Source organism: Proteus sp. TJ1640, assembly GCF_003144445.1.
In the GTDB taxonomy this organism is placed as follows: domain Bacteria; phylum Pseudomonadota; class Gammaproteobacteria; order Enterobacterales; family Enterobacteriaceae; genus Proteus; species Proteus penneri.
Window position 1 is genome coordinate 348,533 of record NZ_PENY01000022.1, and the last position, 15,958, is coordinate 364,490.

Here is a 15,958-nt window from a genome sequence, read left to right on the forward strand (position 1 = left end):
TTCAATTTACATTGTTGAGAATGTATTCATAATTATCCCGCCAGAGATAATCAATGCCATAGAGAATATGGCTGGTAAATCTGGTTTTTGCTTATATAAAATCATCGCCACTAAGGTCACACCGACAATACCAAATCCACACCATAGTGAATAAGCAACACCAACAGGGATATATCCCATTGCGCGTGTTAAGGCGAAATAACAAATACAGTAAGCAGCAATAACTAAAACAGAAGGGGCCAATTTACTAAAACCGTTTGTTTTTTTAATCATTGACGTACCAGTGATTTCAGAACCAATAGACAGCGCCAGCCATAAGAATCCGGTAAACATAATTGTTATCCTTATTTATTTTAATAAATACTTATTTATCAAAAATAATTTTATTAAAAAATAGATTTATTAAGAAATAGATTTATTTATTAACTGGCGATGCAGCCTGTTTAATATTAGGAGTTTCGGTTGTTTCTTCTTCCCCTTCTTCTGATCCCATTTTGGAAAAGAGATTCATAATCACAATACCACTGGCAATAACAGCCATACCGATTATGGCCGCAGTATCAGGATGTTGGCCATAAAATGCCATACCTAATGTTGATACAACTAATATGCCTGTACCAGACCATGTTGCGTAAGCTAAACCAACTGGAATATTTTTTACTGCACGCGATAATGAGTAATAACAAATAACATAAAGAACAACAATTAAGCCTAATAATAATGTTTTAGTGGTACCTTCACTATTATCAAACATTTTTAAGGTAGAGGTTGCTGAGGTTTCTGAAATAATAACCGCCAACATCCAAAGCCATGATTTTGCTTTTGGGGACATAATAAGACTCCTGAGTTATCAGATATAGTTTAATATTAATTTTTTAAGCTTTTTAAATATTCAATAGCAGAATCCGTCAATTTATCTTGCGATAAATGATATTCTCTAGGATTATTCATTACTTCATTTAAAGTAATATAGCGATTATTATTCTCTTGTTTAATTTCAGGTTTATGTTCAGGTTTAGCTTGATGGTTAATATCATGGTTTATTAAATTAGCTTCAACATTATTTATAGAGTGAAACACAATCCCCATTGATTTTAATCGGCTAATATTTTCCTGAATAAGCAGGTTATATTCTTTATTTTTATTTAAACCTAAAATCTCATTTAATTCACTTTCTGGTTGGCAAAAATAAGGTAATGCTATAATAGGAATATTTTTAGCAAGCGCAGAATGAATTAATTTCCCTTCTTCACTGATAAATAGACCATTAATAATCTCTCCCACCAGCTTTTTATCGAAATAAGGAATGAATAAAGCGTGATAAGAAGATAACGTATTAATATCAAACTCACCCGCATTATACATTTCTCCTAGATGACGCCATTTCGACAAATCATGACTGACTTGTGCCTGTGTTGTGACAAAAAGAGAAAATCGAACATGAGAAAATGTGTTGATACGCTGACAGATTTCATCTTGGTATCCCGGTGCAGGTGTAAGTGCTAACAACACCGACTTTTTCATTCTTTTTTCTATTTCAGCCACTATCCTTTCAATTAACAGATTGTCCATTACGTCACCTCATTGTCTTAACTGACAATAAATACGCTATCGTTGTTACGAAGTCCTGCTGCATTGGCCTCATCAGTATCTATATGAAATTCTAAAGAAAATTTCTCACTGACACGAACAACGACTTCATCAAAAATCAGGCTACGCTCACCTTCTGTTTTTACATGTACCTTTTGCCCATTCGTAACGTTTAACATTCTGGCATCAATTTCACTCATATGAATATGGCGTTGTGCGCAAATGACTTGTTCTTTTAATTCCACATGACCCGCAGGCCCCATTAAAACAGCATTGCCAGAACCAACTAAATCACCCGATTCACGTACTGGTGCTTTTATACCTAATGCAAAACAGTCAGCTTTTGAAATTTCTAATTGGCTTTGTGGACGAACTGGCCCTAAAACACGAACTTTACTGATCGAACCTTTAGATCCCACAACAATCACACACTCTTTTGCTGCAAACTGACCCGGTTGTTTAAGATCTTTAAACGGAGTGAGTTGATAACCTTTGCCAAATAATGCTTCAACATCTTGTTGTGAAAGATGCACATGTCGATTAGAAATACCAACAGGGATTGCCATTCCTTGCGTCTCTCCCGACATCACGCCGTGTACAGGTAAACGAGAGAGGATTTTTCCCATGAGTTGTTGATTAATCATTATTTTTTACCTTTACGGCCTTCTGGTTTGATCTCTTTCTTACTGCTTTGTACTTTGTCTGTCGTAGCTTTAGTTTCAGCGGCAATATTTTGAGCCGGTAAATCTGCAACAGCTTTTGCAGCCTCTAGCTTCTCAACGTCGTTTTTAACAGGGTCTTCAACGACTGCTTCAAGTACGGTTTCTTGTACTTTTTCAGCAATAGCGGGCGATTTTTTCTTACTTTTTATTGTCAGTAATTTAGTAATAACGCTTGGCTCTGGTCTTGCAATAACCAACGAGCCAATAACCAGCTCTTTTTGGCTAACCACATCAACACCATGATCAACCGCCGTTCTTACTGCACTGATCTCGCCTTGAAAACAGATTGATACCAACCCAGAGCCTACTTTTCGGTATCCAATAATTTCCACGTTTGCTGCTTTACAAGCCGCATCTGCCGCCTGAATGGCTGCGGTTAATCCTCGTGTTTCAATCACACCTAAACTGTTCATCTTTCTCTCCTACTTAATGACGGACAAGACGGATATCGAAATCAAATTTCTTAAAGAAGGCTTCTAAGCTATCTAGCTCTTCTGGCGTATAACTTGGATCGACTTTTATTGGATAGATCATCTCCAATTTTTCGTACTTATTACGTCCAAATTGGTGATAAGGAAGAATATCGATGCGCTGAAGATTACCGCGTTTTGAGAGCTCCATGGCGTAGTTAATCGCACCAGTGATCGCATCATAAGAATCGTTATAACCTCGCACTAAAGGCATACGAATAACCACATTGGCACCGAGATCCATTAAACGCTCTAGATTACGGCGGACATTCTCATTACCAATGCCAAACAACGCTTTATGCTGAGCAGTATCAATGTGTTTGATATCAATCAGAAATTGATCAACGACTTCCGCTAATTTTTCATAATTCGCCACGTTGGTGGTCGCTTGAGTTTCCACAGCGGTATTGATCATCATCTTTTTACATTCTCGTAAAAGCGCAACCGCGAAATCAGTTTGTAAACTCATTTCACCGCCACCGATAGTGACACCACCTCCAGAAGAGATGTAAAAGTCATAATCTTGCATGATGATTTTCATTAATTCAGAGACAGAAACATCTTTTCCCATAATATCAAGCGCATCAGAGATACAGACCTCTTCACATTTACGACAACCGATACAATCGACGCCACGATCAACACGGTGAACTTGCTTACCATTTTCATTGGTTGTCATGTAATGCACACCTGCAGGACAAACATCGACGCATTTACCACAATCTACACATTTGTCGCGAGAGTACATCACTTGAAATTCACTGCTGAGACCTTCTGGATTGGAACACCAAGGGCAGCGGATATTACAGCCTTTTAAGAAAACGAGAGTACGAATACCATCACCGTCATAAATAGAGTATTTCTGGATATTAAATATCCGACCTCTTGTTTCTGCCGCCGTCTCCATCTTTACGCCTCCAAATCTGCATCAAACATCCCTGTTCGATAAATTTAAATCTTGTCTTGTCGATTAAAAGGGATAGCCTGCGCCATCCCTATGGCTATGATTAGAATTTCTCAATCACAGTACGACTGATAATTTCATCCTGAACTTCTTTACATAATTCAACGAAGTAAGCACTGTAGCCAGCAACACGGACAATTAAGTCACGGTATTTTTCAGGCTCTAATTGCGCTTTTTTCAGTACTTCATTATCAACATAGCTAAATTGCATCTGGCCGTTACCCAAAATGGAAGCCGTTCTTAATAAGGTAATTAAACCTTGGCGACCTTCATTGGTATCTAACAATCCTTTCAGGAATTTGAAGTTATGAACCATACCAATATTCATGGTTTCAACATTCATTTTACTGATTGATTTAATAATCGCTGTTGGGCCATGTTTATCCGCGCCTTGCGTTGGGCTGATCCCATCTGATAATGGTTTCCATGCCAAACGACCATTTGGTGTAGCCGCGGTTAACTCGCCAATTGGTGTATTATTAGAGATAGATAGCGTGCCATGACTGAATGTGGAGTAGAGCATCTTATATTTACGACATTCACGCTCAGTCCATTCCGTAATATCTAATGCATATTGGTCAACAACATCGTCATCGTTACCAAATTTCGGTGCATTTAAGCAGTCACGTAGAAGCTCGTCATGACCTTCAAAATTGGCTAATAGACCGTCACGAATTTGTTCTAAGGTGTATTTTTTATCTTCATAAACTAACTTACGAATAGCAGCCATTGAGTCGACATAAGTCGCTAAACCGGAGAAGATCAGACCTGGACCATGGTTAACCATTGCACCACCTGCGGTCACGTCTTTACCTTGTTCCATACAGCCTTCAACCAACAGAGACATTAATGGTTTCGGTGCAACATCGCGGTGAACACGTTGGCTGATCACCGTACCAATTGCAGATAAACGAATGATATGTGCCACTTGTTCTTTTACAGCGCGATCAAAATCTTCATAAGTACGCAGGTCACGTAAATCACCTGTATCTAGACCTTGATAGCTATCAAACAACACCATACGACCGCGGTTTAATACAAACTCAATCGCAATAGGCCATTGGGTGTAACCCGTTGATGTCCATTGATAAATACGGCCTGATTTTTGTGGTTCAACACAACCCATCAAGCAGTAGTCACGCGCATCTTCAAAATCGAAGCCTTTACGCAACATCATCTTGATATGAGAATCATCGAAGTGACATGCCGGGAAGCCCATACCCGCTTTCACCACATCAACAATTTTTTCCATATATTGCTGTGGAGATTGGTTATGAATACGACATGCAAGTGATGGTTGATACACTTTCACAAAGCGCACAGCATCCATAATTAAGTAAGTTAAGTCGTTACATGCATCGCCACCAGAGCGTTTTTGTCCGCCAATAGTTAAGTTGATAAATGGCTGATAACCTGCGAAATATTTCGCACCTAACTCACTCGACATCCACATTAACTCAGCACATTTGATGATAAAGGCTTGCATCATTTCCAGTGCTTGTTCACGCGTTAAACGACCTGATTTGATGTCGTTTTCATACATTGGGAAGCAATATTGGTCTAAACGACCTAAAGAAAGGCCCGTTTGGTTCTCTTCAACTTCAAACAGTGACTCAACTGTCCAGATACTTTGCAGTGCTTCTTGCAGTGTTTTAGGCGGGTTAGCTGGTACGTTTTCGTTGACTTGAGCAATCGTCAGTAACTCTTCACGACGTTGAGGATTGCTCTCTTTTGATGCTAATTCACGCGCATGCTCTGCAATGCGGTGAGCGTAAGCAATCACACCTTCACAGCTTTCAATCGACGCTTTATAGAAGTAAATACGATCGATATCAGCAGGATTTTCCATACTTAATTCAGCTAATTTAGCTTGCGCATCAGCTTTAATACCGTTCATACCTTTGGTGAATAACAGAACGTCATAACCTGGGCAAGTATCGCCACCACCATTGATTTGGTGATAAGAAAGATCACTGACAAAGGTTTCACCACTAAATTCCCACACACCCGCTTCGCGATATTGTGCTTCACAGATCTCATCTAAAGAGCGCCCTTCCCAAAATGGAACAATCTCTTCACGAATAACTTTTTTGTCTTCTTCTGAAATTTGGAATGGATCTTGTGGACGCGTGCTCATAGTATCGAGTTCATCACGAACCCAACGCCATGCAATATCAGGAGAAAAAGCGCCAGCACGCGGTTTTCCACAAGGATGTCCAACAATTAGCTCTTCATCTTGAATTAAGATAGGTGCGGTTTCACATGCACGACGGAATGCTTTAGCGCGCAGTAAAATGGGTGGTAACCCTGGGTTATTACGGACAATTTCAGTAAATGCTAATGCTCTATAAATGGAGACACTTGGACGTGCTTCTAAATAGCGATTACGTAAACGTTGTAATCGAGGTGTTAAACCTTCCATTACTTTGAATTCGCCAGCATCCGCACTAGGTGCAACAAAGTTTGCAGAAGGTGCAGCGTATTGAGGCTGTGAATTCGCACGACCATTATATAAACGTACTTGCAGTGAACTGTGTAAGGTTGACAGATTAGCGCGAGCTGATAACAGCATCTCTGACAGTTCGTTAATACTGACACGTGGATCGTTGATATCAACACCTTGCGTCATTGCATCAAACATTGGATAACCATCAATTTCTTTGGTCGCACGTACTTCGGAAAGCTCTGCTAATTTCAGCCATACACTTTCAATAATTTCATACGCTTGTGCTTGTGTTAAACGACCTTGGTCTATATCACGTTGATAGAATGGATAAAGTGCTTTATCAAATCCCATTGGATTAATGGCATAGCTACCATTTTCCAAGTGTAAGACTAATTGCAGCAAATAGAATACTTGAACCGCTTCTTTAAAAGTTTCTGCGGGTTTTGCAGGGACTTTACGTAATATTGCTGCGCTATCTAATAATTCAGCTTTACGGTATGGATTACCTTCCATTGCGGCTAAATTCTCTGCTTTTGCAGATAGAATTTGTGCAAAATATAGTGCTGCATCACATGCATAAATCGCTGATTTACAGTAATTAGCTTCATCCATACTGCTACGATTTACGGCACTGCCAATGCTTCTAATTCTGTCTTCAAGCTGTGCTTTGATTGCTAAGAAACCTTGGTTTACCACCAGCATGTAATCGGGTGATGCAACGCTATTGTTAATACTTAAGAAACGGTAGATAGAGTCGCTACGCACTTCTTCTTCAGTGTGGAAAATCGCGCCACGTGGTGTTGATGACTGGCTGCCGATAATCAGTTCATCTTGTGCAATGTAGCTTGGAAAATGGCGGATAAACTCATAAAAACGTTGCGCAGGTTTTATCGCTTGAGGCACACCTGCAATGCTGTTGTCTAATGAATCAAAAATGGTTGCACGCTCTGTGCTGATGGAGCTATTACGTGAAACTAAACGTTCTGCCAGCATTTTTACGCGTGGCGTCAAAGAATATTTGGCCATGTGAGGCTCTCCTGATGTTCTTTACTTGACCTAATCGGTATTAATTCGGTTGAGCATTAACTGTGTGATACACCGGCAAATGCCTGACGATACAATGTTTCTAATTGGTGTGTGTTTACGTCACGCGGATTTGTCGGCGTACAGCTATCTCGTAAAGCCTGTCCGACCATTTCCGTTAAACGGGCATAAAAGTCCGCTTCACTGACACCGGTATCGCGAATACTCTTCGGCATACCCATTTCATCTTTCAATACATTAATAGCGACGATTAAACTGGTGACCCCTTCTCTTACCGTATTAGCCGGAAGTCCTAGGCTTTGAGCAAGATAGGCGTAACGTTTTGCTGCTTCGCTATTGCAATCGCCATGAAAATTCGCGTTAAAAGCAATAACATGCGTCATCAATAACGCATTGGCTCGACCGTGAGGGACGTGGAAGACACCGCCTAAGGCGTGAGCAAGACTGTGTGTAATACCCAGCGAAGCGTTAGTAAATGCCATCCCCGCAATGCAAGATGCGTTATGCATTTTTTCACGAGCAAATAAGTTGTCGCCTTGATGATGGCAATCAATAAGATGACCAAACACTAACTTGACGGCTTTCTCTGCCATTGCATCAGAAAAATCAGAAGCAGCTTTAGAAACATACGCTTCTAGCGCATGGCAAAGCACATCCATTCCCGTATCAGCAGTAATTGCTGGCGGTACAGACTTCACCAACTCAGGATCGAGAATGGCGACATCAGGCAACATAAACGCATCAACCAAGACCAATTTTTCACTGCGTGATTTGATCACTGAAAAAGAGGTCACTTCCGAACCTGTACCACTGGTGGTTGGGATCGCAATAAATTGTGGTTTTGTTCTGTTGCTCTCTTTACGGGTATGCCAGAGGGAGTACATAACGGCTTTCGCGGCATCAATCACCGACCCACCACCGAGTGCGATAACCAAATCTGGATAATGGGCATCCATGATTTTCATACCACTTACAATGGCTGAAATATCAGGATCTGACGCAACATCATCGTAAACTTGGAACTCGATACCCCGTTGCAATAATTTATCGGTAACTTTATTTGCAAAGCCAAACTTCACCATTGCTTTATCTGTCACCACAAATGCGCGGCGGGCAGTTAACCCAGAGAGAAAATTCAGTGCATTGGTGCCAAACTGAATTTTGGGTTTTATCAGAAACTCACTCATGTCGTTATTACTCCTTACTGTCCCGATAAACCTTCTCAACAATGGCAACCACTGACATCGCTTTGTAACGTTCTTTGTTCAGTGCAAAGTATTCTTCAGCCAACACAATGTCGTTGATACCTGCACCTACACTGTCCACTGCAACATAGGTTTTGTTTTTCAGTGGATTAAGCTCATCATCTAAAGTGGCAACCATTAATAAATTGCTACCTTTAAGTTCTGGGCTTTTTTGTGTCGCTACTACGTGTCCGATTACCTTTGCGAGGATCATGGTTTATATCGCCTTATATCAATGAGTTATTTACTCAGACGTCCGAGAACTTCCTTGATAATGCGTTCCACGTTTTCTTCAGTAATATCACCTTGTTCAATCACTTGTTGCGCGCAAGCACTTACTGTTGTTGCATAAGGAGATGCACCAAAGCGATCATCACCTTGAGTTTGACGTTGTGCAGTAGCACATTCAGCATGAACAGGGGTTAAAGAAGGTGAACGAAAACGGTCATCATCAAGAATGCTGGTCTGGTGATTTGCACTGGAAACAGAGCAAGCAGAAACAGCAGGTTGAGCAGCTTCTTGTGCTAAAGGACAAGGTTGTTTTAACTCTTCGACGGTACGCACGCCATAACCTACTTTACGAATATTCAGTAAGTTCATTGGGCCGACATTGTCAGAGCTAGAACCGCCACCTACAGCCCCACAGCCTAAGGTTAACGCTGGAGTAATATTAGTGGTTGCACCGATGCCGCCTAATGCCGCTGGGGTATTAATCAGAATACGGTTGACCGGTTTTTCTAGAGAGAACTGACGAATAACATCTTCATTTTTGGTATGAATAACTAAGGTATGGCCTAAACCTTCATTAGTCAGTAATTGCACCACGCGATCGCACGCTGATTTCCAATCTTCTTCGATATACATTCCTAAGATTGGGCATAATTTTTCGCGTGAATACGGATTTTTAGGTGAAACGGTATCTTGTAATGCGATTAATACACGCGTATTTGCTGGCACACTAAAACCTGCACGCTGACTTAAATAAATCGCATCTTTACCCACGACAGCTGGGTTAATTGTGCCGTTAGCACGCAGTAACATTGAAGCCACTTTAGTTGCTTCTTCGTCATTCATAAAGTAAGCACCTTGCGCTAATAGCTCGCGGTGAACTTCGTTATAAATGCAACGCTCAACGATAATGGATTGCTCTGATGCACAGATAACCCCATTGTCGAATGTTTTACTGGTGATGATATCGCTCACTGCTTTTTTGATATCGGCACTGCGTTCGATAAAAGCAGGACCATTACCTGGGCCACCACTGATGGTTGGCGTACCTGATGCATAAGCGGCACGCACCATACCTTCACCACCCGTCGCTAAAATTAATGACACATCTTTGCTGTGCATTAATTCTTTTGTTGCTTCCAGTGTCAGTAATGTCACACCATCAACAATACCTGCTGGTGCACCCGCTTCTAATGCCGCTTTTTTAACAATTTCTAACGCACGGAAACTGCACTGTTTTGCATTTGGATGCGGAGAGAAAATAATCGCATTACCCGCTTTCAGTGCAATTAGGGTTTTATAGATAATGGTTGATGTTGGGTTAGTTGAAGGGACTAACGCCGTGATAACACCTAAAGGCACGCCAACATCCATGACTTTTTTCACTTTATCGTCATTGATAATGCCAACGGTCTTCATGTCTTTCATATGTTCATACACACGCAATGACGCGAAGGTATTTTTCAGAACTTTGTCTTCCCACTTACCAAAGCCTGTCTCTTCGTTTGCCATTTTTGCCAGCTCTTCTGCGTGACGAGCCGCTTCAAATGCAATGTGTTTTACAATACTGTCGATTTTTTCCTGCGAAAATTTAGCATAAACAAGTTGTGCATTTTTCGCGTTGCGAACTAGCTCACGAGCCAGTTGTCTGGATTGCAAATCTTTATCTAATGCAACCATGTTTTCCCCCATACAGGAGTTAAAAAATTTAGCTGAATAACGTATTTCTTTGCTTTACAGCACGCCTGAATAATTAGGCTTTATGCTGTTGTGCGATTTTCTCGATATCGTTATGCGGTCTTGCAATAACACGAGAAGTCACCACGGTGCCGATACGTTTTGCCGCTTCAACACCTGACTCAACCGCTGCATTGACTGCACCGACATCGCCTTTCACCATGGCTGTCACTAAACCTGAACCGACGTTTTCATAACCAATCAGTTCAACATTGGCTGCTTTGCACATTGCATCAGCAGCTTCAATGCAAGCGACAAGACCTTTGGTTTCAACTAGACCTAGTGCTTCTTTCATATTTATTTCCTTCGTTATTCAGTCACTTTGTACTGGGCAACGATTTTTTGAATATCGTTATGTGGACGAGCGATGACTAATGAAGTCACAACAGTACCAACACGTTGAGCAGCTTCTAAGCCAGATTCCACAGCAGCTTTAACGGCACCTACATCACCTTTCACCATTGCAGTCACTAAACCTGAACCCACATTTTCGTAGCCGATTAACTCAACATTTGCCGCTTTACACATCGCGTCTGCAGCTTCAATACAAGCCACCAGCCCTTGAGTTTCAATAAGTCCTAATGCATCACCCATACGTTCTCCTAAGGCAAAAACTATGCCTTGTGTTTGATAACAATCTTGTTGATGTCATTGTGAGGACGAGCAATCACGAGCGATGTAACAACTTCACCCACGCGTTGTGCTGACTCCACACCTGAATCTACTGCAGCTTTCACTGCGCCTACGTCGCCTTTCACCATCGCAGTCACGAGACCTGAACCCACATTTTCATAGCCAATAAGTTCAACGTTCGCGGCTTTACACATAGCGTCAGCGGCTTCAATACATGCCACCAGACCTTTGGTTTCGATCAGACCTAATGCATCACCCATTTTCATTTCCTCCGAGAAGCCGTTTAACGGTTTACGTTTGCCCATTGTGTCTGCGTGGTGATTTTTTAAACGCAGACGTTGGTTTCAAAATCACTATAACGCGGAAAAACAAAAACAAAATATAAATCCATGATATGAAACAATATAGAATTTAACTCTAGTATTTAGCGTTTTTTATTTCTCTATTTATAGATTTATCCTGTTAATTTGTTTTTTTCATCGTTATAAATTTACCCACTCTCATAAAAGATAGATTAAAAAACAGGCAAATTAACTTTGTTAGGAGGATGTTTAAAAGGTGCAAAAAGCCAGTACATATCGGTGGGAAAGATGTGCGGAATATCACTGATAATTCAACGTAAGATCAATAATTGAAAAAGGCTAAATCAAGTCTATATACAAATCGTGCTCTTTTTTGTCATGACGTCTTTATCAAGGTGAATATTGATGTGCTTTGTATTGGTAGCAAGACACAGAATCACTATTACTACACTCTATTCAAATAATCAGCAGATAACCTGCAAAGAATAAGCGTATTAAATCTTTACTCGTAAATGAGCAAAGTGAGTGAAGTGAGTGAATCTCACTGTTATCAATTTTAATTACTGTCATTCAACTAAGCCGATAAGCACTGATAGAAAGAAGAAAGAAGAGAGTTATAAACGAAGGGGATTAAATCAAAAGGCGATTATAATGCACCACCTTTTGATAAAAAGAACATGAGATAAAACGTCAAAGTTAATCGAATTTACTACCCGGTTTTAAGGTACAAATATAGAGAGGTGAATTAAGCGAACTTAATAGTAAGGTTTTCTCATTAAGCTTTTGCGCATTAATAAATAACCCATCATGACTATCTGACATTTCGCGCATAAAATAATCAAAAATAACGTCTGGAGATTCATCAATTGATGATGCGCTAGCATCCCATTGGCTAACAAAATAGTGACGTTCTGTCGGTGAAACACGCTTGGTCGTATAATCAAATTTCACATAACGTTGTAAATACAACCACCCTGCTTTTGAAGTGGTATAACCTTCAACAACAATTGATCCTTTACCATTGGCTCCAAATGAAAAATGAATATTACCATTCACATTTTCATCTTCCATATTTTCAAAACGCATAATGCCTTTGGTTGAGCAAACCATGACACCTTCATTTTTAATCGTTAATAATCTTGTTGCTGCATAAGTGGCGACCAAGATAAAAATCAGGGCCGATAAAAAACATAAAAGTTTCCCTGAGATTTTCATTAGTATTTCCAAGAATAGTAAAAGTAATTATCGCAATAACTGAATGGGTTATCTTCGTTCTTTGCACAATGAGCTAAAAATACCCGCCCTAATCCATTTGTTTGTAATTTATCACCATAAAAGAAAACAAATCGCTCACCTTTTACACACTGTAGATTAAGCTTCTTTCTTACCGCGTCAAAATTACGCACATAATTATCACTTACCGCGGAATTAATCATGGCTTCATTAGAAAGTAGCTCACAATCATTGTGTGTTAATGGTGTTAGTGAAATTGGCTTTGATTGATGTTGGTTAAAAAAGATGATCACTGCAAGAAATACCGCACCTAATAAAAAACCAATGCTGGCTAAATACCAACAAATTTCTGGTTTCTGTGTTTTTTGAGGCGCTTCTTCTTGCGTAGACGCTAAAGGTGTTTGCGTTAAAGATAAAGGAGTCACTGTTTCAACAGCTATTTGATTTTCATCTTTAACTAAAATAGGCGCTTCTTCATTTTTTTTAGTTGAAGGTAATAGCGTTGAATCATCAATTAATTCAACTGAAATCTCTGGATTAAATTCTAATCGTCCTTTCGCAATGGTAACAATGATATTTTCAATACCATAATGGCGAAATGTTTTTCTTAATAAACTTAAATATTGGTTTAAATTACTATTTGATGAAACTAACCCATTATCATCCCAAACACGTTTTAATACTTCATCACGATTAACCACTCCAGGGTGCTGAATAAAATAAAAAAGTAACGCATTTGCAGTAATAGAAAGATGTGTATCAACACTGTCTTTTTCTAATGATATCGCGCCATCCGTTGCGTCGTAATAAATTAAGGCATTTATTTTGTATTTCATTGTGCCCTCATTCATCCTGATTAAAATTACTGATTTTTTGTGTTTGCTATATAGTCAAATGTCATCTCAGATAATCTTGCTACTAATGCGTTACGCTCTTCTTGTGAAAGCGTAGGACCCTCTGTTAATTCAGATAACCAAAGACCATCTGCGGCATAACGAATTAAAGTACCTAAATAACTATTATCTAATTTATCGCCTTTGGCTAAATGGTCTAGCATCCAATCTCGCCAGCATTTACGCATAATAGGTTCATTTGGCATTGCTAAAGACAATATCGCTAATTGGCGACTTTCGTCAGACTGTTTTAAATCAGAAATATAAGTTAAATACGCACGAGAAAAACGCCCTGCTTCAATAGGATCATTTTCCATAATAACTGCAATACGACTATCCATAATACCTAATAGCCGTTTAAATACGGCCTGCACTAATTCCAATTTTCCGGGGAAGTGATGAAGTAGACCACCTTTACTTACACCCGCTTCTTTTGCTACAGCATTTAAAGAAAGAGAGGCTATTCCTTCATTAGCCACAATAACGCTTGCCGCTTCCAATAATTGTTCTTGAACTCGGATGGGGTCTTTTTTTCGGTGATGCGCAGTCGTATTCATGCATAGGATAATACCGACCAGTCGGTATGTTCCTTATTGATCAAAATCAATCACTTTTAGACTCGTACTAATTATCTGTAAATAATGCAGTTGACTTCACATTCCTTTATTTTTAATCAAATTTAATTTAAAAATTTAAATTAATTTACAGTTTTGACCTAGATGGATAAATTAATAAATTGAAGATAAGTTAAATTTGATTTTTATCAAGAATAAAATTTAACTTATTATTTTATTAAAAATCAAAAAAATAAAAAATAATACATTATTTATTTTAAATTAGAATTAATATTCTTTTCTACTTTAATTTTATATTAAATAGACTTCATAATATCATTATCTATTGAAATAAATTCATCAATACTTTATAAAGAAATCTAGCATCAAACAAACTCAGAGCTTTAAATATAAAAAACCTTCTTTAAATAAAGAAGGTTTTTTATTCTTAATGTGATAACTTTAATTAAATACTAGCTTTTAATGCTTGTTCTAAATCTTCTAAAATATCATCAATATGCTCAATACCAATCGATAAACGAATTAAATCGCGTGAAACGCCTGCCCGTTCTAATTCTTCATCATTTAATTGGCGATGTGTAGTTGATGCAGGATGACATGCTAATGATTTTGCATCACCAATATTCACAAGACGAACAATGAGTTGCAATGCATCGATAAATTTTGCACCCGCTTCAGCGCCCCCTTTAATACCAAAAGAGAGAATACCCGCGGGCTTACCTGACATATAACGTACCGCTAAATCATGTTCAGGGTGATTGTTTAACCCCGCATATTTAACCCATGCCACTTGAGGATGATTCTGCAGATATTCTGCTACTTTTTGTGCATTTTCAGTGTGGCGATCCATACGTAGAGCCAACGTTTCTAACCCTTGTAGAATTAAAAAAGCATTAAATGGTGACAATGCAGCACCTGTTCCACGCAAAGGAGCAACACGACATCTTGCTATATAAGCAGCAGCACCAAAGTGCTCAACGTAATTTACGCCATGATAAGAAACATCAGGTGTATTGAGTATTTCAAAACGATCTTTATGCTCAGCCCAAGGGAATTTACCAGAATCAACAACAATGCCACCAATCGAGTTGCCGTGACCGCCAATATATTTAGTTAACGAGTGGATAATAATATCTGCGCCATGTTCAAAAGGACGACACAAATAAGGTGTTGCAACCGTATTATCAACAATCAAAGGTACACCATGACGGTGAGCAACATCAGCCAATGCTTGAATATCGACAATATTTCCGCTTGGATTTGTAATAGTTTCACAAAATACCGCTTTTGTTTTGTCGTCAATTAACGCTTCAAGAGCCGTAATATCATCATGGGGAGCAAAACGTGCTTCAATACCAATACGAGGAAAAGTGTGCGCCATTAAGTTATAAGTACCACCATACAGCTTCGCGACAGAAACAATATTGTCACCGACTTGTGCAATAGTTTGAATTGCATAAGTAATTGCCGCCATACCTGACGCTACAGCAACTGCTGCGATCCCACCTTCTAATGCTGCAACTCGTTTTTCTAATACGTCATTGGTTGGGTTCATTATGCGGGTATAAATATTACCGGGCACTTTTAAGTCAAAAAGATCGGCACCATGCTGCGTATCATCAAATGCGTAAGATGTCGTTTGGTAAATAGGTACAGCAACGGCTTTTGTGGTTGGATCAGGTGAATAACCGGCGTGAACAGAAAGTGTCTCAAGTTTCATAGCAATTCCTTTTTTGTTGCATTTGTTCTTATCGTATTACTTAACACATCTTCATTGGAGATGTTCCAAGTGTAACTTTTCAGTTTATAAGTAATATAGATAAGCCGATATTTTCCTCATCGCATAGTGAAAAAATTTCAACTTACACAAATGCCCT

At 39.3% G+C, this 15,958-nt stretch carries 17 protein-coding genes; all 17 read right to left on the reverse strand.

All coding sequences use genetic code 11. The features are described 5' to 3' along the window. Positions 1–6: 6 nt before the first annotated feature. The gene (locus DK861_RS10925; RefSeq protein ID WP_004245856.1) at positions 7–333 is read right to left on the reverse strand and encodes a multidrug efflux SMR transporter; all 327 of its coding nucleotides are present in this window, start codon (positions 331–333) and stop codon (positions 7–9) included. 82 nt (positions 334–415) lie between these two features. Continuing rightward, on the reverse strand, positions 416–832 hold the full coding sequence (locus DK861_RS10930; protein ID WP_109400108.1) for a multidrug efflux SMR transporter: 417 nt from the start codon (positions 830–832) through the stop codon (positions 416–418). Positions 833–867: 35 nt separating this feature from the next. Continuing rightward, positions 868–1,572 carry a hypothetical protein gene (locus DK861_RS10935; protein WP_109400109.1) on the reverse strand — a complete coding sequence of 235 codons (705 nt, stop codon included), beginning with the start codon at positions 1,570–1,572 and terminating at the stop codon, positions 868–870. Positions 1,573–1,589: 17 nt separating this feature from the next. Then, positions 1,590–2,234 carry a phosphate propanoyltransferase gene (locus DK861_RS10940; protein WP_109400110.1) on the reverse strand — a complete coding sequence of 215 codons (645 nt, stop codon included), beginning with the start codon at positions 2,232–2,234 and terminating at the stop codon, positions 1,590–1,592. Continuing rightward, positions 2,234–2,725, reverse strand: a complete 492-nt coding sequence (locus tag DK861_RS10945; protein ID WP_109400111.1) for a BMC domain-containing protein — start codon at positions 2,723–2,725, stop codon at positions 2,234–2,236. The genes DK861_RS10940 and DK861_RS10945 overlap by 1 nt, the downstream gene beginning before the upstream one ends. Before the next feature lie 13 nt (positions 2,726–2,738). Further along, positions 2,739–3,689, reverse strand: coding sequence for a choline TMA-lyase-activating enzyme (cutD, locus tag DK861_RS10950; protein ID WP_109400112.1), 951 nt, complete (start codon positions 3,687–3,689; stop codon positions 2,739–2,741). Between the two features lie 100 nt (positions 3,690–3,789). Continuing rightward, a complete protein-coding gene (gene cutC / locus DK861_RS10955) occupies positions 3,790–7,218 on the reverse strand; it encodes a choline trimethylamine-lyase (protein ID WP_109400113.1) in 3,429 nt (1,142 codons plus the stop codon). Between the two features lie 56 nt (positions 7,219–7,274). Further along, positions 7,275–8,423 carry a 1-propanol dehydrogenase PduQ gene (locus DK861_RS10960; protein ID WP_109400114.1) on the reverse strand — a complete coding sequence of 383 codons (1,149 nt, stop codon included), beginning with the start codon at positions 8,421–8,423 and terminating at the stop codon, positions 7,275–7,277. 7 nt (positions 8,424–8,430) lie between these two features. Next, on the reverse strand, positions 8,431–8,694 hold the full coding sequence (locus DK861_RS10965) for a EutN/CcmL family microcompartment protein (RefSeq protein ID WP_006536325.1): 264 nt from the start codon (positions 8,692–8,694) through the stop codon (positions 8,431–8,433). A 26-nt stretch (positions 8,695–8,720) separates the two neighbouring features. Next, the gene (locus DK861_RS10970) at positions 8,721–10,388 is read right to left on the reverse strand and encodes an acetaldehyde dehydrogenase (acetylating) (protein ID WP_072069146.1); all 1,668 of its coding nucleotides are present in this window, start codon (positions 10,386–10,388) and stop codon (positions 8,721–8,723) included. A gap of 73 nt (positions 10,389–10,461) precedes the next feature. Beyond that, positions 10,462–10,740 carry a BMC domain-containing protein gene (locus tag DK861_RS10975; protein WP_006536328.1) on the reverse strand — a complete coding sequence of 93 codons (279 nt, stop codon included), beginning with the start codon at positions 10,738–10,740 and terminating at the stop codon, positions 10,462–10,464. 14 nt (positions 10,741–10,754) lie between these two features. Then, entirely contained in the window at positions 10,755–11,039 is a 285-nt protein-coding gene (locus DK861_RS10980; protein ID WP_006536329.1) for a BMC domain-containing protein, read from the reverse strand. Positions 11,040–11,059: 20 nt separating this feature from the next. Then, on the reverse strand, positions 11,060–11,338 hold the full coding sequence (locus DK861_RS10985) for a BMC domain-containing protein (protein WP_004249182.1): 279 nt from the start codon (positions 11,336–11,338) through the stop codon (positions 11,060–11,062). Positions 11,339–12,076: 738 nt separating this feature from the next. Beyond that, the gene (locus DK861_RS10990) at positions 12,077–12,595 is read right to left on the reverse strand and encodes a FidL-like protein (RefSeq protein WP_006536331.1); all 519 of its coding nucleotides are present in this window, start codon (positions 12,593–12,595) and stop codon (positions 12,077–12,079) included. Beyond that, on the reverse strand, positions 12,595–13,449 hold the full coding sequence (locus DK861_RS10995; RefSeq protein WP_109400115.1) for a winged helix family transcriptional regulator: 855 nt from the start codon (positions 13,447–13,449) through the stop codon (positions 12,595–12,597). The genes DK861_RS10990 and DK861_RS10995 overlap by 1 nt, the downstream gene beginning before the upstream one ends. A 26-nt stretch (positions 13,450–13,475) precedes the next feature. Beyond that, entirely contained in the window at positions 13,476–14,063 is a 588-nt protein-coding gene (locus tag DK861_RS11000; RefSeq protein ID WP_109400116.1) for a TetR/AcrR family transcriptional regulator, read from the reverse strand. Positions 14,064–14,526: 463 nt separating this feature from the next. Then, on the reverse strand, positions 14,527–15,801 hold the full coding sequence (locus DK861_RS11005) for a bifunctional O-acetylhomoserine aminocarboxypropyltransferase/cysteine synthase (RefSeq protein WP_109400117.1): 1,275 nt from the start codon (positions 15,799–15,801) through the stop codon (positions 14,527–14,529). Positions 15,802–15,958: the final 157 nt, after the last annotated feature.